The organism is Brevibacterium sp. CSND-B09 (genome assembly GCF_052906525.1).
This window is the reverse complement of record NZ_JBREGI010000001.1, coordinates 2,392,775-2,414,928: the sequence shown is the minus strand read 5'-3', so window position 1 is coordinate 2,414,928 and position 22,154 is coordinate 2,392,775. Positions and strand designations below refer to the sequence as shown.

The 22,154-nt window shown below is 64.0% G+C and carries 14 protein-coding genes and 1 pseudogene; 2 read left to right on the top strand and 13 right to left on the bottom strand.

The window, feature by feature from the left end; genetic code table 11:
* Nucleotides 1–35: 35 nt before the first annotated feature.
* The 10 genes and pseudogenes from ACU4IU_RS10815 to ACU4IU_RS10770 form a co-directional block, all read right to left on the bottom strand.
* Complete coding sequence (locus ACU4IU_RS10815; protein WP_420096418.1) at nt 36–1,214, bottom strand: glycosyltransferase family 4 protein; 1,179 nt, start codon at nt 1,212–1,214, stop codon at nt 36–38.
* A gap of 4 nt (nt 1,215–1,218) precedes the next feature.
* Entirely contained in the window at nt 1,219–2,580 is a 1,362-nt protein-coding gene (locus ACU4IU_RS10810) for a lipopolysaccharide biosynthesis protein (RefSeq protein ID WP_446656704.1), read from the bottom strand.
* A complete protein-coding gene (locus ACU4IU_RS10805; protein ID WP_446656703.1) occupies nt 2,567–3,169 on the bottom strand; it encodes a sugar transferase in 603 nt (200 codons plus the stop codon). The genes ACU4IU_RS10810 and ACU4IU_RS10805 overlap by 14 nt, the downstream gene beginning before the upstream one ends.
* A gap of 80 nt (nt 3,170–3,249) precedes the next feature.
* Nucleotides 3,250–3,864, bottom strand: a complete 615-nt coding sequence (locus tag ACU4IU_RS10800) for an arsenate reductase/protein-tyrosine-phosphatase family protein (protein ID WP_446656702.1) — start codon at nt 3,862–3,864, stop codon at nt 3,250–3,252.
* Nucleotides 3,865–4,216: 352 nt separating this feature from the next.
* Nucleotides 4,217–5,419, bottom strand: a complete 1,203-nt coding sequence (locus ACU4IU_RS10795; RefSeq protein ID WP_376904603.1) for a DegT/DnrJ/EryC1/StrS family aminotransferase — start codon at nt 5,417–5,419, stop codon at nt 4,217–4,219.
* Nucleotides 5,416–7,299, bottom strand: a complete 1,884-nt coding sequence (locus tag ACU4IU_RS10790; RefSeq protein WP_446656701.1) for a polysaccharide biosynthesis protein — start codon at nt 7,297–7,299, stop codon at nt 5,416–5,418. Before ACU4IU_RS10790 ends, ACU4IU_RS10795 begins: the two co-directional genes overlap by 4 nt.
* A 299-nt stretch (nt 7,300–7,598) precedes the next feature.
* On the bottom strand, nt 7,599–10,286 hold the full coding sequence (locus tag ACU4IU_RS10785) for a helix-turn-helix transcriptional regulator (protein ID WP_446656700.1): 2,688 nt from the start codon (nt 10,284–10,286) through the stop codon (nt 7,599–7,601).
* Nucleotides 10,287–10,587: 301 nt separating this feature from the next.
* Nucleotides 10,588–13,161 carry a LuxR C-terminal-related transcriptional regulator gene (locus ACU4IU_RS10780; RefSeq protein ID WP_446656699.1) on the bottom strand — a complete coding sequence of 858 codons (2,574 nt, stop codon included), beginning with the start codon at nt 13,159–13,161 and terminating at the stop codon, nt 10,588–10,590.
* Nucleotides 13,146–13,895, bottom strand: coding sequence for a helix-turn-helix transcriptional regulator (locus ACU4IU_RS10775; protein WP_446657593.1), 750 nt, complete (start codon nt 13,893–13,895; stop codon nt 13,146–13,148). The genes ACU4IU_RS10780 and ACU4IU_RS10775 overlap by 16 nt, the downstream gene beginning before the upstream one ends.
* 1,380 nt (nt 13,896–15,275) lie before the next feature.
* Nucleotides 15,276–15,692: pseudogene (locus ACU4IU_RS10770) on the bottom strand (ATP-binding protein); the annotation flags it as partial.
* Nucleotides 15,693–15,995: 303 nt separating this feature from the next.
* On the opposite strand from ACU4IU_RS10770, the gene ACU4IU_RS10765 reads away from it, so the two are divergent.
* Together ACU4IU_RS10765 and ACU4IU_RS10760 are read left to right on the top strand one after the other, a co-directional pair.
* The gene (locus ACU4IU_RS10765) at nt 15,996–17,189 is read left to right on the top strand and encodes an acyl-CoA dehydrogenase family protein (protein ID WP_446656698.1); all 1,194 of its coding nucleotides are present in this window, start codon (nt 15,996–15,998) and stop codon (nt 17,187–17,189) included.
* Between the two features lie 38 nt (nt 17,190–17,227).
* Nucleotides 17,228–18,373 (top strand): acyl-CoA dehydrogenase family protein, encoded by a 1,146-nt coding sequence (locus tag ACU4IU_RS10760; RefSeq protein ID WP_446656697.1) that lies wholly within the window; start codon nt 17,228–17,230, stop codon nt 18,371–18,373.
* 407 nt (nt 18,374–18,780) lie between these two features.
* Here ACU4IU_RS10760 and ACU4IU_RS10755 read toward each other — a convergent pair whose 3' ends face one another.
* Genes ACU4IU_RS10755 through ACU4IU_RS10745 form a run of 3 tightly spaced genes read right to left on the bottom strand, consistent with a single transcriptional unit; the run spans nt 18,781 to nt 21,982 of the window.
* Nucleotides 18,781–19,410, bottom strand: coding sequence for a TrmH family RNA methyltransferase (locus ACU4IU_RS10755; protein ID WP_172171925.1), 630 nt, complete (start codon nt 19,408–19,410; stop codon nt 18,781–18,783).
* Nucleotides 19,407–21,107: an ABC transporter permease gene (locus ACU4IU_RS10750; protein ID WP_446656696.1), complete on the bottom strand. Its 1,701-nt coding sequence runs from the start codon at nt 21,105–21,107 to the stop codon at nt 19,407–19,409. Before ACU4IU_RS10750 ends, ACU4IU_RS10755 begins: the two co-directional genes overlap by 4 nt.
* Nucleotides 21,107–21,982, bottom strand: coding sequence for an ABC transporter ATP-binding protein (locus tag ACU4IU_RS10745; protein WP_434592072.1), 876 nt, complete (start codon nt 21,980–21,982; stop codon nt 21,107–21,109). The genes ACU4IU_RS10750 and ACU4IU_RS10745 overlap by 1 nt, the downstream gene beginning before the upstream one ends.
* Nucleotides 21,983–22,154 lie beyond the last annotated feature (172 nt).

Below are 22,154 nucleotides of genomic sequence, written 5' to 3'. Positions count from 1 at the left end.
GTGGGTGGACATGACCACCCAGGTAGCCTCCACGATCAATGTGCATCGAGGACCACCCCTCCGAGGCGTTCGTACGTCTTTGACCGGTCGAAGTGGTCTTCGGCCATTCGTCTGGATCCTCGGCCGCGTTCTGCCAGTCGACGGTCATCGGCCATCTTCTTGAGGGCCTCGGCAAATGCGGCCGGAGTCGATTCGCAATTGATACCCGCTCCATACTCGGTGAGGAGATCTTGGTACTCGGCGCACTGCTGAGAGTTGACGACAGGGAGTCCTGCGGCTGCATAATCGCAGACTTTGTTGATGATGCTCGCCGCCGAGTTCGCAACAATGGGATTGATGGCGATGTCGCACCCGCGCAGACGCGAAACCATCTCCGGGTATTCGAGCTTGCCGTAGAACACCACGTCCTCATCCAGATCCCCTGCTTCCTCACGCCAGCGATCTTCGAAGGGACCCGTACCCATGACGTGCAGGCGCATGCGGAGGCCTTCCCTTCTCAGTTCGCGAAGAGCCCCGAACACCGACGGCAGGTCGTAGCTGTGTCCCAGAGTTCCGATATATGCGAGCTCCGCGATTCCTGTTCGGGGAGGACGCAGAACCGGATAGGAGTCGAATCTCGTCAGATCCGACCCGAGGTACACGGTGGAGACAGTCGAGCCGTCCCTGCGTGCCGAACTCACTCGTTCTGAATAGGTTTCGGAGACGGTCACCACTGCATCCGCAGCTCGGTAGATCGCCTCGGCATGCCTGCGGATGGGGATCAGAGCCTGGCGCACCATCCAGCGTGGTCGCAAGACCATTTCAAAGGCCTCTGGCCATAGGTCCTGCACGTCGAGGATGAATCTCACATCGTTCTTCTCCGCGAATTCGGCTGCGGCATGCGCCACCTCGAGAGAAGGCATGGAACAGTAGATGATGTCCGGGACCTTCCTCCGCCGCAAGTATTCAGCAAGGTTCCTCCCGAGGGCCCGGTGGCTGCGCAGACGACCGGCAGAGACGTTGCTCCGATACGACGGTTCATGCACATAGGTGGTCGAGTACAGCGGGTTCCGTTCCACCGAAGTGTCACGTTGCGTCTTGAACGCGTGCTGGAACGAGGATGTGACCAGCTCGACTTCTGCACCGCGGCGAGCAAGAATGCTCGCCAAGCTGTCGAAGCGATCGTTCGGCAGCCATCCAGTTGCTGTGTAATGGGCGATCATCAATACGTCCATGACTTCACTTCCTTGTCCGGTCCGGATATCGGTCTATGAGCTCGACGTCAGATCCTGCAGGCTCTGCTGCCGACGGTGCGATGTCTGACAAGTCCGCGCCACCATCGGCAACGTCAGCGCTCGGCCCATCTGCATACGACTGCTTTGCTTTGCGCCTGATCACCCGCGCGAGCGTGAAGGCTCCGGCAGCGGCGCAGACGGCATATCCGATGATCGACCCGTAGGCCGCGCCGAACATTCCGTAGTGCGGAATCAGAGTGATGTATGCAATGAGCGAGGCCACGGTGCCGATGATTTCGACGACCGACACCGTTCCCGGGGAGTCCGCAGCGATGAGGAGGCCCTGTTGGACGCGTGTAACTCCGAAGATGACGGCGGATACAGCCAATGGGATGATAGCGGCTGCTGCCGGCGCATAGGAGTCCGGCAGAACAAAGACGATCATGGCGTATGCTGCGGCTGCGAGTACCGCGGCAGAAGCCACCAGCAGCAGAACGCTTCGGGCGATTATTCGCACCACTGGGAAAGAATGGGAAGAGAAGCCCTGAGACCAATTCCGCAATGAAGCATCAACCCACTGCTGCACCGGCCAGGTGGCCATCTCGAGAACAGTGGCTACTGTGACGTACAGGCCCAGCGCGGCCGAACTGCTCAAGATCGGCAGAAGCAGACGATCGGATCGAAGCATGGCGGAATTGCTGAATTCCGATGGGAGAAGCACCCAGCCCCGCCGGCGGAGTCCTCGCTTCTCGGTTCGGGTGGGTTCCAAGTGCTTCGAGGGGCGGGGTGCGACGAACAGGAGGACCGCTGTCGGTACCGCAGAAGCCGCATAGGCCCACATCCACACCACCGGATCATTGACACCGATCAGCACCAGCAATACCGCTCCGACGACGATGATCAGCTGGGTGACGATCGCATTGACGGCAAACCATTTCCACTCACGGCTGCACACATAGGCGACGCGCAGAGCATGCACCAATGAATTGAGCGCAACGTAGGCGGCGATCGCGATCACACCCATCCACATCCATCTGGTGCTGAACGGCGACAGCGCTGCTGCGATGAACGCGATGGGCAGAACGCAGAGCGTGCCGGGCGTCACCATGCGCGCAAAGACACGATATTCGGTGCCGAATCCTCCAGAACGCGAAGCGATGAAGGGCCGTTCGAGCCCCATGACCGCGAACACGGAAAGAAAGTATGCCAACTGCAGTGCAAAAGCCAGGTCTCCGCGCCCTGCCGGACTCAACACGACAGCGGCCAGCAGATTGACTGCCACTGCACCACCGGCCGCCAAGATCTGGGCTGCCACCAAAACTGCTGCGGCGATCTTCGTGCCCTTCTGACTGTCATTGGCTGACATCACTGGAGTTCTCCCGTCCAGTGAACACAGGCATGGTGTCGTGTCCGTGTTTGCTGATTCCCCGCCGACCGACGACTGTTCGCACCGTCTGCAGAAGAATGGAGAAGTCGATTCGCAGACACCTGCCGTCGACGTATTCGACGTCGAGACGGAAACGGTCTGCCCACTCAAGATCGTTGCGGCCCCTGACCTGTGCCAATCCGGTGATTCCAGGACGAACCTCATGCCGTCGAGCCTGCTCAGGCGTATAGAGATCGAGATATTCGACAATCAATGGTCGCGGACCGACAAGGCTCATATCACCGCATACGACATTCCACAGCGAAGGGAGTTCGTCGAGGCTCGAAGCGCGTAGGAACCGGCCGAGTCGCGTCAGGCGCTGTCCGTCAGTCACACGCTCTCCGTCGGGCTCCACCATGGTTCGGAACTTCAGAATGTCGAAGACCTTGCCACCCAGCCCTGGCCGAGACTGCCGGAAAAGCACCGGTCGACCGTGGACGGCCAGGACGACCAGGGCCACTCCGGCGATCACAGGGGACGCCAAGATGAGTCCGATCACGCTGAAACAGATATCGGCAATGCGTTTCACATTGTCATAAGCGATCCGTCCGTCCGAAGGGTGCGCACGTCGCGTACTCATTGCCGCCGGCCGTCGTCTGCCTTTCAACATCATTCCCCCTCGCCGAGGTTCAGCGCTCTTTGAAACAGAACCGATACCCCTTCGACAGCAGGGGCGAGCTGGAGGGCCGAAAGTGCATAGATGTCCCGAGAGCAGCCGTAGGGGTCAGCGACATCGTCGTGCGCCGGAAGCGTGAGGTTCCGCCTCCTGCTCCGGCGCCGACCGGCTGCTTCGACTGCAGCACGCAAGCGGGTTGCGCGGTCAGCTGTCGGAACTGCACCTTCAGTCACAATGTCCTCATCTCGGGTGACTGCGGCGAGACTCGAAATCTCTCTGATGGTGAAGGTTCTGCGAACGATGCGAGGGTTGAGCTCGACGACCTCACGCCTTTGATCGCGTGTCATCGTAAGCACGAGGTCAGCAGCGCCGAGCAGATCTTCGTCCACTTGCCGAGCGTGTACGGCCCGCCCCTCGATGACCCCCATGAACCCGGCGATCTCCCACACTTCTTCCGGCGTCCGATGCCCCAAGGCCGCACGAGTGCCGGCTGAATGAACGCGGATCTCGCAGACCTCGGCAAATCGCTGCGCAAGCGCGAGCTCTGCCAGGGGCGACCGGCAGAGATTGCCCGTGCACACCGTGAGGACATTGAATTCTTCCGACATCAGTTCTTGACCGTCCGCCTGCAACTTAAATACACGACCGCAGGTTCCACCCGATCGGTGTTCTCCATGCCTGTACCCTCCTTGACCATGGAATCCGTGCGACAGATCCGAACTGAAGCGCGCGATTCCCTTGCGGCGGCTCACAGAACGACGCCGCACTGCCCGCCCAGTGTTCGAAGCCCGGAGGCGAGTTCGAACTCACGCTATCTTCGATATTTCCTGCCCGGCCCATTCCGGTCCGTGCCCTGCGGAGGCCCGCATAGGGAGTGCGGATATCCACTCTCGCTATGCCGTCTACACAGGAAGTGGGCGTTGAACTCTTGGCTCGGCAGTTCGACACTCATCGCGGGGCTCAACGAGCTCGCCGGTCGAGGAACACGTCGACGGTCGCGATGACCCGCTCGACATCGTCATCACTCATCGTTGATCCGCTCGGCAACGCCAGACCCGTGCTGAAAATGCCTTCGGAGACCTCACCTCCATACATCTGAGTTCCCGCGAAGACCGGCTGCAGATGCATCGGGTTCCACAGCGGCCGCGTCTCGATATCGTGCTCGGCCAGCCATGCACCGAGCTCACCGGCAGTGAAGCCCGTACGACCCTCATCGACGAGGACCGCCGACAGCCAGGCGTTGTCACGGTGTTCGTTTTCGTCGCCGAAGAGAGTGATCCCATCAGTCACCGCGACGATCGACTCGCGATAACGGCCGCGGATCTCCCGACGACGTTCGACCAGACCATCGAGTCGAGCCAGCTGCGCCCGCCCGAGTGCAGCAAGCAGATTGCTCAGACGGTAGTTGAAGCCGATCTCCCTGTGTTCATAATGTGCCACCGGCTCCCTGGCCTGAGTCGAAAGATACCTGGCGTACTCAGCCAAATGCTCGTCATTCGTGAGCAGCGCTCCCCCACCCGAGGTGGTCATGATCTTGTTTCCGTTGAAGGACACTGCCGCGCCCTCGCCGAGGCTGCCGCAGGCTTGGCCGCGAAAGCGAGATCCCAGCGATTCCGCGGCATCGACGAGGACGGGGACGTCGAATTCGGCAGCGATCGGAAGAATCCGATCATAGTCCGCAGGCCGACCCAGCAGATCGACCGGGACGATTGCCGCAGGCTTCGTTCCGCTCACGATCAAGTCTTTCAGTGCCCGATGGAGCTGAATCGGATCCATGTTCCCGTCGTAGACACAGTCGACGAACACAGGTTCGGCCCCGCAGTAGGTGATGGCATTCGCCGTCGCCGCGAACGTCATCGTCGACGTGATCACCCGGTCTCCCGGTTTCACTCCGAGACCCAGCAGACCAAGATGCAGAGCGGCTGTGCCAGACGACAGTCCGACCGCATAGGCGACTCCGGCCTTATCTGACAGTTCCTTCTCAAAGGCTTCGAGGTCGGGGCCGATGGGAGCGATCCATCCGCTGCGGAAGGCACGGAGCAGGTATTCTTCTTCGAGATCTCCGACGTCGGGTCCCGACAGCAGAATCCGTTTGGCAGCCGGGATGATCTGAGACGGAGCTGCCATCAGAGGCTTCGTCGGCACTGCATCCGAAATCGTCATGGCCTGACCTCATCCTTCACCAGCTTGACCGGCGCCGGCAGGTAAGCGGCTCCGCCGACTGGTTCCCGGCGGCCGACTTCCGGATGAGGGCGACAGGAGCGGTCACAGAAGGTGTCGATGATGCCGCGGTCAGCCGTGAATTCCGGGAGATCGACGGGTGAGAGAACCGGTGCCTCAACACGGCTGATCTTGTCGTGGATGCGGATGACGGAGCCTTCGTAGTCACCGAAGAGCTCCTCGTCGAGCTTCTCACCCTCGCGCAGGCCGGTATAGACGATCTCGGTATTCTGATTCGACATCGCAACCAGACTCCGGGCGATGTCGACGATGCGCACCGGTTCGCCCATATCGAGGACCATGACGTAGCCGTCCTCGCCGATCGTCGCCGCCTGCAGCACCAGCTGGCATGCCTCCGGGATCGTCATGAAGAAGCGTCGGACCTCCGGATCGGTGACCGTGATCGGACCGCCCTGTCTGATCTGTTCCTGGAAGGACAGGAGCACCGATCCGCGGGAGCCCAGAACATTGCCGAAGCGAACCGAGAGGTAGGTGCCTGGCGACTTCGCTGCGAATCCGCTGACGAGTCTTTCGGCGATCTGTTTGCTCCGGCCGAGCTCGCTCGTCGGTGCGGCGGCCTTGTCCGTCGAGATGTTGACGAAGGTTTCGACTCCGACTGCGCGTGCTGCTTCGAGGACGTTGAGGGTGCCATGGACATTCGTCTTCCAGGCCTCCTCGGGGAATCTCTGCAGCATCGGCAGATGCTTGAGTGCCGCCGCGTGGAAGACGATCTGCGGCTTCGCCTCGGCGAAGACATGATCAAGTGCGGCCCGGTCGCGGATGTCGGCAAGCACGGTGTTCGGCGACATCAGCAGTGCCGAGCCGTAGAGCGTGAGTTCGACACCATGCAGCGCGGTCTCATCCCGGTCGAGCATGACGAGGCTCTCCGGGTGGAGAGCGAACAGCTGTCGGCAGAGTTCGCTGCCGATCGATCCACCCGCTCCCGTGACGAGGACCCGTTTGCCGGCCACCTTCTTGGCGATCTCTGCCAGATCGGTGTGCACCGGGGCACGGCCGATGAGGTCTTCGACCTTGATATCGCGGATATCGCCGATCTCGACCTTGCGATTGACCATCTCGGCCAGCGGCGGGATCGTCCTCAGCCATTTCCCTGTCGGCTCCAGGGACTCGCGGCATTTCTGCAGGAATTCCGCGTCGGAATCAGCGATCGCGACGATGACACCGGCCGCATTCAGCCATCCGGCCGCCTCGGCGATGTCCTCACTCGTCCCCCGAACACGGACCCCATGGATGCTCAGTTGCCGTTTGTGCGGATCGTCGTCGATGAGTCCGACGGGCAGATATTCACCGTCAGGGTTCGAGAGCATCTGGCGAATCAGGGATTCAGCCGCGTCGCCGGCGCCGACGACGAGTACTCGCTCGCCCCGCAGCGGACGGGTCGAGATCTGGTGGGACCAGCGGATGAGGTAACGGCTGCCGGTCATGAAGATGACTGCAGAGAAGACAGTGAGCAGGACGAACGGCGAATCCCCCAAGGTGACGGCCATCAGTCCGCACGCGATGATCAGGGCGATGACGGCGATACCGCCGTATTCGGCGAAACTTCCGTAGTGATAGCGACTGCGATAGAGGCCGGTGAGCAGGCCGAGGAGCACTTGCAGAACCACTGCCGCCCCAAGCGCGGAACCGAGTTCGACTCCAATGACGACTCCTGAACCCATGACCGTCGAGGCGAGCAGGCCGGCAGCCGTCCAAGCGACGAGATCGAGGACGAGCTGGAACCTGGTCTTGCCCTTCCAGATCCGCGTTGTGAGCCGTGCCGGCCACGTCGATCCAGAAGTCGCTGAAGGTGGCGAAGCCACACCGCCGGCCCTCCCCCGGATGAGTGGATTCGGATGTTCTGACACAGTCATCGTGATCTCCCATGTTCGACTCTCCCGGCCCCGTCACTGTGGCGGCCGGGCATCGTCGGTGAGAGCCGACGATGCTGCGATTCCAACTGCGGAATGCGTCGACTTCACGCTATGAGTGCGATGACTCTGTTCTGGTGCTTGCGGAGGGGAGACTGCGGTCATCCGCGACTGCGGTGCGGGTCTCCGCGGGGCGTTCTGCCGTGGACGGCGCGAACCGTCTGCGGCTCACGCTCCGAAGGGACGCGAATTCAGACCGCGGCGAGACGCGGGTTGCCCGCGAGCCTGGATACGAGCTCTGTGCGAGACCCGACGTCGAGCTTGCGGTAGACAGCGGTGAGGCGGAGTTCGACGGTGCGCAGGGAGACGAAGATCCGTTCGGAGATCTCCCGGTTCTTCATTCCCGCACGAACCAGTTCGACGACCTTGAGCTCCTCGTCGCTGAGTTCGCCGAGGCGCGGCAGCTCAGGCATCGTCGGCGCCTTCGGCTCTTCGACGATCTGCCCGGTGCGGAGATGGTCGGCGAGACGGCCGGCCCCGACTTCGCGAAACAGCGCCGCGGCGGCGAGTCTCTGTTCGCGTGCTCTCAGGTTCGAACCGTTGTCGATCAGGCGAGAGGCGAACGCCGCATGAGTGACCGCCTTCTCGAATACGAACTCTGAGGTGCTGGACTGCCGCAGCACTCGCCCGAACAGGTCGGTGGCAGTCTCCCCGGCGGCCAGAAGCGCTTCACTCCGACTGACGGACAGATCGGTCCACCGAGACGGGCATGCCTTCGCGCGGTCACGCAGCTTTTGGAGCAGAAGAGTCGCATGCTCTCTTCTGCCGATACCCACCAACGCTTCGATGAGGTCGCCTTCGAAACGACGCACGTTCGGGTTGGTCTCGTCCTCGGACTGCTGTTCGCAGCGGCGAAGGTGCCCGATCGCTTCGGCCGCGCAGTCGGTACGCAGCAGGTATCTGCCCTGGAGCGCATTCAACTCGGCCAGCAGGCGGTGGTTGTTCGTCGCCGAAGCTCGGACCGCGGCCTGTTCCTCGACGACCCCCGCTTCACCGGCGCGTCCGGTCAGCAGCAGCTTCCAGGCGTGCAGCAGCAGGATCCGATCCTGCCGGACGGCCACGAGTCCTCTGCGCTTGTCGGCCTCCGATTCCGTGATGAGCCTGTCGATGACCTCGACGGCCTGGCTGACTCTGCCGAGGCGCATTTCCAGGTCGGCACGGACACAGTCCACCTGCCGCTTCCAGACCCTGGTCGCGGCACAGGTCTCACCGATGTGGTCGAGCACAGCCGAGGCGGCTTCATAATGCTCGGTGAGCACCAGTCCCTGGGCAACGGCGAGTCCGAAGCTCGGCCTGATCGCGTCCTGGTGTTCCTGCAGGCTTGCGAATCCGGCGAGCGCCGACCCGTCCTTCCCGGCGTTGCTGTCAAGCAGGATGCGCACGGCCTGGACAAGCTGTATCTCGCTGTCGCGAAAGTACTCATCGGCGGCTTCGGCAAGTGCCAGAAGCTCCTGCGCTCGAGCGAATTCGCCTCGTTCACAGTGGCAGAGCGCCAGCGTCAGCTGCAGGCGCGCCACTTCGGCGGGTGCCTGCTCCGATTCGTATCTGCTCCACGACGTGAACAGTGAGGACGGCAGCGTCTGCGTCTCGAGGAAGACGTTGCGGACTTCGAGAGTCCGAGCGCGGACCACGACTGCGGCCCGGTTCGAACGAGAGGCGATCTTCACATAGCGGCGGGAGAAGGCGAACTGCCCGTGGTCGGACAGCGTCTCGGCGATCTCGACCAGCTGACCGCGCAGGTCCTCGAGATCGTTGCAGACCCGGATGGCCCGTTCGGCGAATTCGGCCCCTCCGGCAGTGAGTCCGCGTCGCACCAGTCCGAGAGCGTGTGCCGCCAGCTGCTGGGCGGTCTCCTCACCCGGATCGATGAACGAAACGTGCCAGGCTTCGACCTGCGGCCACGTGTCTGCGCAGTCTTCGGCCAGGATGAGGTGGGTTCGGCGGCGCTCGCTCGCCCCCATCGACTGCTGCACCATGGCACGGACGAATCCGTGGGGTATCCGCAGAAAGGCTCCCCGACGTTCGATCGTCCCGCGCGATTCGAGTTCGTCGACGGCTTCCCAGAATCCGGGCAGCCTCCTGGCCAGAGGCCGCAGCGGAGTCAGTGGGGACAGCGACAGGCATCTGAGCAGCGCTTCGGCATTGGGCGTCAGCCCCTCGACATAGTCGGCGATCAGCGGCCGGCTGGCCGGTCCCACTCGCACCGGGATCGACAGCGCGATCTCCCCGCGCATCTCACTGGGTGCCATCTCCTCGAGGATGTGGCTGACCGCCAAGGGACGACCCGCGGCGGCATGGGCGGCGACCTGGGCTGCCTCCTCGGCGATCCTCGTGTGTCCGAAGCGGGCCAAGGCGAGGTCCCGGGCGAGCTCGATGAGCTCGGCGATGCTGAGATCCGCAAGTTCGATCTCCGGCACCGAGGCGAACGGACCGTCATCGTCGATCGACCGAACCGTGATGACGATGTGCAGACGTCCTGACTTCAACCGGCGCAGCGCCTGACCGAGCACCCGCTGCGAGTCCATGTCCATCTCGTCGGCATTGGGCACGAGGATGAGCGTGTCCTCGTCTCCTGGAATCGATCGGAGAGCCGTCATCATGTTCGGCACGATCTCATCATCGGCGAGCTCCGCCGGATCGGAGGGGCCGTGCACGGATGCGCTGACTGCGGCGAGCAGACCGCCTATCCCGGACCAGGGCGTGTCCTCATCGAGCGGACTCGATGCGACCCTGATCACCGTTCCATCCCACTCCGACTCGAGTGCCGACAAGATCGATCGCCGCCCGGACCCGAAGCCGCCGGTGAGGGCTGCGGCACGGTGCCGCGAGAGGAGGGAGCGGAGCTCGCCGACTTCCTTGCGGCGAATCACCTGACGCATGATCCGCCTCCCGTCGTCGAGTCCGGGGAACTCGTTCGGAGAAGGATTTCCGGCCCGGAGACGGACGCCGCCGTTCGCACGGCGCGGGGGTCGGTTCGATGAGGAGGCTGAGGAGACTGAGGAGGCTGAGGCGTGATGTCCATACTCAGATACTGCTCGCCGGCAGCCGTCTCGGACCAGGTGGTCGATACTGGAGTCGCCTTCGGGTCACTACTCAGTCACCACCAGGTCACCACCGGAGCACCGCAGTGAGTACTCACCCGAGTCCAAAATCCCGCAGTCGGTGATACTCGGCTCACGCTCAGGCGCGCAGTCGGCCTTCGGCATCCCGCATCGCCTCGGCGACCTGGTCCCTGCGTTCGACACCGAGCTTGCGGAACAGCCGGTACGTGTGGCCCTCGACCGTTCGCACCCGCACTCCCAGTTCCAGCGCGATCTCCGCATTCGATCGGCCCGCGACGATGAGCGCGCTGATCTGCTTCTCCCGGGCGGTCAGTCCTATGTTCTGCCTGCCCGGTCCGTTGCTCTGACCAGCTCCGAATCGCGCGGCCAGAGCGATGCACTTACCCGCCAGGTCAGGCATAGACGCTCCGTATTCCTCCGCAAGAGACGTCAAGGCTGCACGATCATGATCACGCAGTGCAGCGCCGAGGCGGCCGACGATGACGAACTCACGCCCGGTTCCGTGCCCGGCCGCTTCACACATCGCCTCAGGTGCGATCTCGTCGAAGTGCAGGAAGAGGTGCAGGCGGATGAGCACGACGATCGCCGCTGCCCCATCGGCTTCGGCTTCGTCCAACATCCGACGCAGCTCGCGCTCGTACCGGGTCTCACCGGTGCGTATCGCCCGCGCGGTGGCTCGCAGTACGAGGGCTCGACGATATTCGTGGTAGAGGGCTGTGACGGGCAGCTCGTCGAAGCGGGCGTGCAGCTCGTCAGCGTCAGCAGCGGTCCCGACACGAGAGACCGCATATTCGGCCTCCGCCAACGCGATGGCCAGTTGCGTGCCCAAGTTCCAATAGGTGAGCGATTCTATCGCGGCGCGAAGCGCCTTCATCGCCCCCGGCAGATTGCCCTCGAGCAGGTGAGTCTGCGCCCACAGCAGGTCGATCGGCCCGGACCGAGCTGACAGGTACGCAATGTCATGCGTCGACAGTGTCGTCATCAGCTCCCTCGCCTCAGCGATTCGTCCCAGCTGCAGAAGTGTGCGCCCCTGCAGCATGGTCAGGTGAAGTGACCCTGTGCTTTCGTTGCTGAAATCGGCTTGAGCGGATTCGAGGAGCGCGAGTGCTTCCAAGGCGCGTCCCGAGTCGAGCATGTCGGTCGCGTGCAGCATCGTGTCGAGCAGATGGAAGCTGCCCGTGGCCCCGCCCTCGGGCGTGAGTCCGTCGAAGACGTCCACGGTGATCGGTCGTTCTTCGGCCACGACGGCAGCGACACGGTCGAGGAATTCGAGTCCGAACGCTGCGTCCACTCCCCCTCCGGGGTGTCCGTCACCTTCCTCGTGCAGCCGATTGAGAGCGGTGCGGAAGTCCGCAAGCCGCAGGGCCGGAGACATGGAGGCGGAAGAGCGGTTCATCCAGACCACGAGCGCATCGACGACCAGCGGAGCACAGCATGCGGTGCGAACCGCATGGGCCAAGATGTCGAGTCCGAGGGGAATCTTATTGCAGCCGCAATAGAGCAGAGCGACCGAGAGCAGCTCGTGTGGGCTCAACTTCTCCGTCGGGATCTCCGCGATCAGCCGCATAGCCCGATGCCAGTCTCCGAGGCGAGCGGCGATGAGTGCGGCGTCGATGGTCCTCGACTCGCCGACTTCCGCTCCGCAGATCAGTCCCCACTCGGCCCTGACCACCTGCGACCACTCCGCAGGTGCATCTCCGCTGGAGTCGATGAAGTCGAACCACTCTCGACTCCGACCGGTCGGGGTCGTGTACCTGATCGTGTCCGAGGTGTGGTTCTCCACTGCCTCATAGATATGGGGTCTCTGCGCGTCGATCTTCAGTTCACCGGCGGCCACGAGGGCATCCGCGGCTTCCCCGAGCCCCGCCTCGAGCAGTGTCGCCAGCTCCACCTCCCCCGCGAGGACGACCAACTCGAGGGCCTCCGTCTCCTGCGGCGAGTGGTCGGCGAGACCGATCCGTGCGTAGTCGCGGGCACGCGCATCATAGTCGGTGTCATGTCCGTCGAGGATCCACACTCCTCGGCGCAGGAGGAAGCGCGACCGTCGTGCGGTGTATTCGAGGAGTTCGATGAGCTTTCCCGGATTGCGCTTCGAATGGAAGTCGACGATGTCGACCACTGCTTGGGACACGATGTGACCGAGGCGGTGTTCGATCATCGACCGATAGTCCTCACGCGGCAGAGGACCGAGGACGAGATGCTGGAGCACACGGTCTTCGACCAGAGTCGAGAACGGCATGACCCCACTCTCGGGGTTGGACCGCGACATCGCGATGAGCCTGATCGAGCCAACGCTGGCCAAGTCGGTCAGGACCTCCTGCGAACGGGAATCGAGCAGGTGGGCATCGTCGACAAAGACCGCCTGCGAGGTTCGAGTCGAGGTGAGCCGGGACACGATTCGCCCCAGCAGCGTGGACGGGTCGCCGTCGAGGTCGACGAGCAGACCGAAGACGCCGAACTCGGTGTTCTGGTGCACGCGGTCCCCGCGGATCCAGATTCCGTCGCTCCCGTCCTCGAAGGCCGTTCTCGCCAGAAGGGTCTTGCCGACGCCGATCTCGCCTTCGATGAGGATGCCGGAGCATTCCGAGCAGCGCAGCGACTGACGAATCAGTTCGAGTTCGCCCTTGCGCCCGAAGATCGTCGTGCCGTCCTGGATGCTCTCGCCCGATGATGTGGTCAGCTCTTCAGCCATTCCGTCACCACCTCTCGCAGCTCCTGCCGATTGGCCACATGCACTCGGCGGTAGAGACGTCCGAGGTGCCATTCGACGGTTCGGGCCGAAAGGTGCAGCTCTTCTCCGATCTCTGCGCTCGTTCGACCCTCGACGATGCCCGTGATGATCGAGTGCTCGAGCTCGCCCAGATTCGCGTGGAACCGTTTGCCGTCGGCATCGAAGTCGAGCACGCGCCGGCTCCGGCCCAGCAGGATCCGGGCTTCCTTGGTGGCGGCAGCATTGCCTGAGGCAACGGCGCGTTTTCGGGCCTCGCCGGACAGCTGGGCGCAGAGCACGACCGCGCCGAAGATCAGCGCCTCACGGGCCGCGGTGATGAGCGCCTGCAGATCGTCAGTGCTGAAGGCATGTGCCACGGCGCGCAGCAGGCGACCGAGGGAGCCGTCGACCCTGCCGGACGTCGCGGACAATCCGCCGATGGCCTGTTCGTGCCCGAGTCGACCGGCCTCGAGCCAGGCCAGGCAGGCAAGGGTGTGCGCGCCGTGTTCTTCTGCCCAGGCCCCGAGCTCATAGAGTTGCGGGGCTGCCGGCCCCGGCGACGTCTGCGCCAGTGCCTGCAGATCGAAGAGTCTGGCTTCGAATGAAGCCCACCACGAATGCCGACTGGCATCGGCCTCCTCGTCGACAGCGATCGAGACGACCTCCGTCCGCTGGTCTGTCAGCACAGCGGAGAGAGACAGTGCCGACCTGGCCATTCCAGCGATATCGACGATGTCGCAGGGGTCGGCACCGAGATTGAGTTCGCCGAGGATGCAGTGGGCCTTCGCCGCGTTTCCGGTGCGCAGGTCGATGAGCGCGTTCGTCAGCCTGGTCAGCCGCCGACTGGAGGTCAGTTCATCCATTGCCGTCCGCGCCTCGGCCCAGTTGCCGGCGATGAAATTCGCCACGAAGAACTGCGGGATGGCATCTTCCCGTTCGAACGATTCGGGCCCGGGAAGTCCGAACATCAGCCGGGCCTGCGCGATATAGCTCAGTCCCAGTTCGATCCGCCCGGACATCACTTCTGCCACGCCGAGGAACGCACATGCGCGCAGACGGTGGCGCACCGAGCTCGCATGGTTGAGATAGACGCTCTCGGCCAAGGCACAGGCAGCGGCGATACGACCTCCTTTGAGGTCGAACCTGGCGCGCGTCGCATCGAGCCGACCGACGTCGATCGGCAGCGAAAGTGTGTCCCGGACCCAGTCCAGCCGCAGTTCCTCGGGCTTCCTTGGGTCCATCAGCCTCAGTTCCATCGAGGCGAGACGGGACAGATACTCCTGTGCTGAGGTGTCCGGATTCAGACACGCCTCGGAGACAAGCGGGTCGACGATCTCCCGGGCCTGCCTGAGACGGCCGGCTCCCCATTCGCTGCGGGCGTGCTCGAGGTCGAGTTCGGGACCGCGATAGCCGCTGGTGCGGATGATCTCTGCGGCTTCGCGGTATCTGCCCCGCGCGTTTGCCCAACCGGCGGCATCCAGAACCTGTTTGGGAGTCGGCACCCGGCCCAAGGAGATCGACCACGCGGCGTAGCCGAAGAGCGTCCTGCCGTGAAGTGCCGAAAGATCCGCTCCGGCATCGAATCGGGTGAGCAGCTCGAGGCTGCGAGAGGGAGGGACCATGGCTCGGACGTTCTCAGCCGTGACGGGTTCGTGCATGCTCACCGTTCCCCCTCGGCCCTTCGAGATCGAGAGCAGACCGTCCTCCGCCAAACAGTCGATCGTCTGCGGACTGGTGAACCCGACGAGCACGTCATAGGGCACCGCTTCGATGAGAGCGACGGTTTCGATGACCTCGCGGCTGGACTGATTGACCCGGGCGATCGCGGTTTCGACCCCGCTGGTCCGGCTCCGCCCGAACAGCAGCCTCTCGAGCAGCCGCGGATTGCCGTGGGCGAGTGCAGTCAGCTCCGAGACCGATCTCGTCTCGGTCTCCGAGAGTCCGATGCTGTTGATCATCGCAGCCGCATCCGCCTCGTCGATACCGTCCAGATCGATCCTGACAATGCTTCCGGACAGCCACAGTCCGGCGATGAGATCGACCGGCGGACGCGCCGATTCGGCGGCGATGACAAGTTTGATCCTGCGCGCATCCGTCAGCTGGGCCAGCACTGCGAGGGAATGATCGTCCACGAGATCGGCATTGTCGACGACGACCAGAGAGCGACCGCCCTCAGCTCTGCGCTCGAACAGATCACCGATCACCGACAGCGCCCGACCGGGCGGAAGGTCTGTGTCGATGCCCTCCCTCGACAGCAGGATTTCGAAGATTCCGAGGTTCCGGACACGCGCGTTCTCCGAGCCGCGCAGGCGGGTGACCGCAAGATCGGGGTCGAGACGAGAGAGCGCAGCATTCACCAGCGCGGTCTTCCCGATGCCCGCCGCGCCGATGATGAGAGCGCCCAGATGCCCCTGCCCGGAGATCGCGCCGACGACCGTCGAGAGCTCGGACTCATAGCCGAAGAGCCGACGCGACGGTGCGACCGGGGGGATATGCGTGGTCCTGCCTGACACGTCACTCAGCTTTCCGTACCCCTGGGGATCTTCTGCAGCGGGGAATGCGGAGCCCAGCGGCGCGGGGTTCAATCCGGAGAAGCTCACGTCTCGGAATCACCATTGGAATTCCTGGATCAGTATTACCACTTGGGATAGGTGTAGTAATACATCTCTGAAATAAAGTTAGGCGATTGTGACATCAACATCCGATCCCACCGGAGGGCCGCCTCGGCGAGGATCTTCGCCGTCTCCCACTTGTGAGCCCGAACACCGAACCGTACCATTGGAGGAAAGTTACTGAACGATCTATAAGGAGTTCGCATGGACACCCTACTGAATGCAGGAGAGCGCGAGTTCGCGCAGCAGATGCGTCAGTTCTACCGCACGGAGATCCCCGAGGAACTCCGCTTCAAGGTCGCCACCGGCCAGGAGCTGAGCAAGGAAGACATGGTCACCTCGCAGCGGATCCTCAACCAGCACGGCTACGCCGTGCCGAACTGGCCGGTCGAATGGGGCGGCCAGGACTGGACCCCCGTGCAGCGTCACATCTGGCTCGAAGAGATGCAGCTTGCCTGCGTTCCTCAGCCGCTGCCGTTCAACGTGTCCATGGTCGGACCCGTCATCGCCACCTTCGGCTCGCAGGAGATCAAGGAACGCTTCCTGCCCGCCACCGCGAACATCGACATCTGGTGGTCGCAGGGGTTCTCCGAGCCCAACGCCGGTTCGGACCTCGCCTCACTCAAGACCACAGCGGTGCGCCAGGGCGACAAGTACATCGTCAACGGCCAGAAGACCTGGACGACCCTGGGCCAGTACGGCGACTGGATCTTCAACCTCGTCCGCACCGATCCGGACGTGAAGAAGCAGGCCGGCATCTCCTTCCTGCTCATCGATATGAAGACCCCCGGCGTCACCGTCCGTCCGATCCAGCTCATCGACGGCGGCCATGAGGTCAACGAAGTCTTCTTCGACAACGTCGAGGTGCCCGTCGAAAACCTCGTCGGCGAAGAGAACAAGGGCTGGACCTACGCGAAGTTTCTCCTCGGCAACGAGCGCACCGGAATCGCCCGCATCGGCGGCTCGAAGGTCAACCTCGCTCGCGCCAAGGCCTATGCCGCGGTGACGAAGACCGCTCGCGGCACTCTGCTCGATGACCCCCTGTTCTCCGCTCGTCTGACGAAGATCGAAGCCGAACTCACCGCGCTCGAGATGACCCAGCTGCGGATCCTCTCGACCCAGGCCGCCGGGTCCGACAAGCCGGATCCGCGCTCCTCGGTGCTCAAGCTCAAGGGCTCCCAGCTGCAGGAGGACATCTCCGAGCTCCTCGTCGACGTGCTCGGCCCGCAGGGTCTCGACTTCGTCTCCGACCGCGTGCAGGGCCAGGGTCTGTCCGACCTGCCCAACGGCGCTGTCGACGCTCTGCCCGGCTACTTCAATACCCGCAAGGTCACCATCTACGGCGGTTCGTCCGAGGTGCAGCGCGGAATCATCTCGAAGGCACTGCTCGGTCTCTGAGATACCGACGCTCACTCGATCTCCCAAGAAGGACAACAATGGATCTTGAACTCAACGACATTCAGCAAGAACTCGCCAGCACACTGAACAAGTACCTGCGCAGCGAGTACGACATCGCCAAGCGCGAAGAGATCCTTCGCAGCGACGAGGGCATCTCCCGCGAGAAGTGGCAGGCCTTCGCCGAGATGGGACTGCTCGGACTTGCGATTCCCGAGTCCTACGGCGGCGCGGACATGACCTTCAACGAGGTGGCCGTGGTCGCCGAGGCGTTCGGACGCTCGCTCGTCCTCGAACCGTTCCTGGCTACCGCAGTCCTCGGTGCCAACGCCGTTCTGCTCGGCGGCAGCGAGGAGCAGAAGCAGGCCATCCTGCCCGGTGTGGCAGAGGGTCAGACCTTCCTCGCCCTCGCGGCACTCGAGCCCGGGCTGCGCTACGCAGTCGACGCTCCGCAGACCCAGGTCTCCGGTGCAGACGGCAGCTTCACCCTCACCGGTGAGAAGAACAACGTGCTCGGCGGAGATGTGGCAGACCACTTCGTCGTCACCGCCACGCAGAACGGCGAACTGGGTCTCTACCTCGTCGCCGCCGATGCCGAGGGTCTGAGCCGTGTGGCTCAGCGCCAGGCCGATGGCCTGGGCAGCGCGAACCTCAAGCTCGATGGTGTCGCCGCCCAGCGCCTCGACGCCGCCGACGCCAACGCCGTGCTGTCCGAGGTCCTCGACCTGGGCAATGCCGCGATCATGGCTGAGGCCGTCGGTGCGCTCGAAGCCTCCCTGACGATGACTGCCGAGTACCTGAAGACCCGTGAGCAGTTCGGTGCACCGATCGGTGCGAACCAGGCTCTGCAGCACCGCGCCGCAGACCTCTACGCCGAACTCGAGTACGCGCGCAGCATGGCTCTGTACTCTCGCCTGGCCGTGACCTCCGAGGTCCCCGGGGCTGAGAAGGACCGCCACCGCGACGTCATCGCCGCGAAGATCATCGTCGACCGGGCTGCCCGCAACATCAGCCAGGAGTCGATCCAGATGCACGGCGGCATCGGCATGACCATGGAATACCCCATCGGTCACTACGCCAAGCGTCTGACGGTCATGACCCGCACCTTCGACGACTCGGATTCGCTGACCGCGGAGCTCGCCGAACTCGGCGGACTCATCGAACCCCACGCCGCCGACCTCAGCTGAGGCACCGGCACTTCAGCGCCGCACGTTCGACCCCGAGCGTGCGGCGCTGCGTCGTCGGGGCCTATCAACGCCCACCGAGGCGGCCGGATCCCGGCAGCACGGAAGCGCCGAGGCGACACGACGTTGGTCGTGCCGCCTCGGCGCTTCTTCGTCTCTGTATGCCGGTCGGCAACCTCCGTGGCGGCGGCTCGGTCCACCGCACTCCAACAGAGTTGGATTGTTGGGGCGATCCACGGTGATCTGAGCGCGAATAACCCCGTGGATCGACCAAACAATGCCGTCAACCGCACCTGCGCAAGGAGGACAGGGCCTCCTCGGCGAGACCACGGCCTTGTGGACGAGGAGGACGGGATTTCCTCAGGGAGACCAAGTCCTCCGCTGCGAGGCCTGCGCTGCCGGCAGCGAACTCAGCTCACGGGCTGGTCGTACACGTGCCGGCGGATCCACGAATGCATGGTGATCGCGGCGGCTGCTGCGGCGTTCATCGACCGTGTCGAACCGTACTGCGCGATCGAGAGCACGTCGCGGCTCGCCTGGTGCGCTTCCTCGCTCAGTCCCGGTCCTTCCTGGCCGAACAGCAGCAGGCAGCGCTTGGGCAGGTCGTAGGTCTCCAGCGGCACGGAATCCGGGAAGTTGTCGATGCCCAGCAGGGGCACGTCGTTCTCGGCGCACCAGCTGAGCAGGTCGTCCACGCTCGGATGGTGGATGACGTGCTGGTACTTGTCGGTGACCATCGCTCCACGCCGGTTCCAGCGGCGTTTGCCGACGATGTGCACGGCTGCGGCGTTGAAGGCGTTGGCGGTGCGCACGACCGAACCGATGTTGAGGTCGTGCTGCCAGTTCTCGACTCCGACGTGGAAATCGTGCCGCGAGGCATCGAGATCGGCCACGATCGCATCGTGCTTCCAGTACCGATACTGATCGACCACATTGCGCCGATCACCCTCAGCCAGCAGCTCCGGATCGAAGTGCTCACCCACAGGCCAGGGGCCGATCCACGGACCGACCCCCACCTGCGGTTCAGCGCTTTCGGTCACTTGTCGTCGCGGGAATCATCCGCCGACTTCGCGTCCTCTTCGTCTTCTCCGCCGGACTTCACGTCCGACTTCTTCGTGCCGGATTCCTTCGCCGAGGCGGCCGCCGACTTCTCGTCGTCCGCCGCCTTCGCGTCCTTGTCCGCGTCCACGTCGTCCGTGTCGTCCGAATCGGCATCATCCGCGTCGTCAGCGCTCGAGTCCGACTTCGCGGCGCCCTTCGCCGAGGTGGCGGCACCGACCTTCTGCGCGCGCTTGCTCATCTTCACGGTCCTGCCGCCGCGACCGCCACCGGACAGCACCGAGCGCACGTACGCGCCCGAGGCCAGAGCATGGAGGATGACGGCGAGGACCAGGGCGATGCCGGAGGCGACGAGACCTTCCCACCACTCGGCCTGACCGGCGAAGGAACGACCGGCGATGCCCAGCGGCGATGTGAACGGCGTCCACGACAGCACCTTCGCGACGGTGCCCGAGGGTCCGATGATGACCGGGGCGAAGAAGCCCGCCACGGTGATGACGCCGATGATCGTGAGGAAGGTGGCGCGCGCCTTGGAGCCGACGACGGTCGACGCCCAGACGAGCAGCGCGAACACCGACCAGGCGGTGAGCAGCAGGGCCAGCGCGAACCAGCCCAGGCCCGGCAGCATGGCGAATGCCAGGGACGTCTTGCCCGACAGCGAGAGTCCGAGCTCGGTGATGACGGCGGCCGCAACGAGGTGGACGACGACGAGGGTCAGCATGCCCGTCACTCGACCCGACGCCGAGGCGCGCGGCGGAATCGTGGCTGCGATGATCTCGGTGATCCGGTTTCGCTTCTCCAGGCGCAGGTTCTGGTACAGCGCAGTGCCCAGTGTGGCGACGACGAGCAGCGACAGCGCGACCATGCCCCACAGCAGCGGGGTGGCTACGGCACCGTCGACGGCCGGGGTCTCGAGCAGCGTCGCCTCGGTCTTCGGTGCGAGCTTCTCGAGCAGGGCATCGGGCTGCTTGTCGAGGGCGATGATCGTCGGCTGTCCCTGACCGCTCGGGTCCTGGATGAATGCTGCGTCGACCTTGCCCTCACGCACGAGCTTCTCGGCGGCGGGGGCGTCCTTGGCGTCGGTGATCTTCACACCCAGCTGCTGCTCGTACATCGCCGCCTGCTCGCCGACTCCGACCATCGCCATGGTCGGGGTGCCCGAGTCCTTCTGCACGTCGGCAACGATTCCGGAGATGATCGCGGCCAGCACGCCGAGGATGATCACGGCGGCCGTGACCAGGAAGTAGGGGCTGCGCATGGCCGTGGTGGACTCACGATTCGACACGAGCCACGCGGCCTGGCGGTTGCCGACATCGACGAACTCCGAGACCAGTCCGGTCTCCGGCAGTTCGTCGGGGTCGGGGGTGTCCTCGGCGAGTTCGAAGGGAACGTCGTCGAGGCCGGCGGTGGCGCCGGACTCGTCCGTCTCCTTCGCGTCGGTGCCCTTCGCGGCTGGATCCTTCGCGTCCGCGCCCTTCTTCGCCGAGGCGGCCGATCCCGTGGTCGCACCGGCGGCGGTCGCCTCGTCGTCCGAGTCGACCTCCTCGGCGGCGGTCTCGTCTTCGATCACATCGTCTTCGACAGGCACACCGAGGTCGTCGATGCCTTCGCCGGCCGTGCCCTTGGACACGAGCGGTTCCGGGGACTCGTCATTCGCACCATTGTCTTTGCGCGCCATTACAGAGCCTCCTTGTACTGCTCGGCCAGTGTCGGGCGGACACTTTCGAAGTTCTTCACATTCTTCAGCTCGGCCACGGCAGCGGCGGCTGACTTCGCATCATTCGCGCGGAAGCTCACGCCCTCGCGTCCGACGGTCTTCACATCGCTGATTCCAGTTCGGGATTTCAGCGCCGAGGCGGCCGCCTCGGTGTCCGTCGTCTCGACGCGATAGTGCTGGTCACCGAGCAGCTTCTCGACGCTGCCCGAGGTGGTCACCTTGCCCTGGTTCAGGATGACGACGTCATCGGCGAACGTCTGTGCGGCCTCCCAGTCGTCGGTGGCCAGGATGACAGGCACTCCCGAGGATGCATGGGCCCGCAGCAGGGACGTGACCAGGCGCAGCGAGGCGGCGTCGAGGCCGGCGAAGGCGTCGTCGATGACGACGACGTCCGGGTCCGCGGCCAGGGTCGCGGCGATGTCGACGCGGGCGATCTCGGCGCCGGACAGGTTCTTCAGCGGTGCGTAGCCGCGGTCGGCGAGCTCGAGATGGCCAAGCAGGGTCAGCGCATTCCGTTCGGCCGCACCCAGGGTGATCCCGTGCAGGCGGGCGAGGTAGACGATCTGGTCGAGCACGCGCATGTTCGGGTATCCGCCGCGCTCGGCGGGCAGATAGCCGAAGTTCTGCCGGTCGCCGAAGTCGAGTTCGAAGTCCTCGAGTTCGATGGTGCCCTCATCAGCGGCGATGAGGCCCATGATGATGCGCACCAATTCGGTGCGGCCCGCCGAGCGGGTTCCCACGATTGCGGTGATCCGGCCCGCCTCGGCGGTGAAACTCACCTCGTCCAGATATGTCCGCTTCCCTTTGCGCAGGGAAACCTCTTTCAGTGTGAGCACGCGTCATCCTTTACATCAAACAGTTCTTGGGGAGTGTCTCATCTATCGTGTTGAAATAAGAGACTTGTTTCAAACCACGTCCTCGATTTCGACAGAATTGCCAGTCGAGTCCCAGGTCGTGATCGGTGAGCCGAATTCGCCGAGGCGGCACCTCGCAGGCCCACTTCGCCGA

Coding starts and splice junctions, on each gene's coding strand:
- ACU4IU_RS10815 (WP_420096418.1), bottom strand. CDS start 1,214: ATGGACGTATTGATGATCGCCCATTACACAGCAACTGGATGGCTGCCG.
- ACU4IU_RS10810 (WP_446656704.1), bottom strand. CDS start 2,580: ATGTCAGCCAATGACAGTCAGAAGGGCACGAAGATCGCCGCAGCAGTT.
- ACU4IU_RS10800 (WP_446656702.1), bottom strand. CDS start 3,864: ATGTCGGAAGAATTCAATGTCCTCACGGTGTGCACGGGCAATCTCTGC.
- ACU4IU_RS10795 (WP_376904603.1), bottom strand. CDS start 5,419: ATGACGATTTCGGATGCAGTGCCGACGAAGCCTCTGATGGCAGCTCCG.
- ACU4IU_RS10785 (WP_446656700.1), bottom strand. CDS start 10,286: ATGCGTCAGGTGATTCGCCGCAAGGAAGTCGGCGAGCTCCGCTCCCTC.
- ACU4IU_RS10780 (WP_446656699.1), bottom strand. CDS start 13,161: ATGGCTGAAGAGCTGACCACATCATCGGGCGAGAGCATCCAGGACGGC.
- ACU4IU_RS10775 (WP_446657593.1), bottom strand. CDS start 13,895: ATGGCCAGGTCGGCACTGTCTCTCTCCGCTGTGCTGACAGACCAGCGG.
- ACU4IU_RS10765 (WP_446656698.1), top strand. CDS start 15,996: ATGGACACCCTACTGAATGCAGGAGAGCGCGAGTTCGCGCAGCAGATG.
- ACU4IU_RS10760 (WP_446656697.1), top strand. CDS start 17,228: ATGGATCTTGAACTCAACGACATTCAGCAAGAACTCGCCAGCACACTG.
- ACU4IU_RS10750 (WP_446656696.1), bottom strand. CDS start 21,107: ATGGCGCGCAAAGACAATGGTGCGAATGACGAGTCCCCGGAACCGCTC.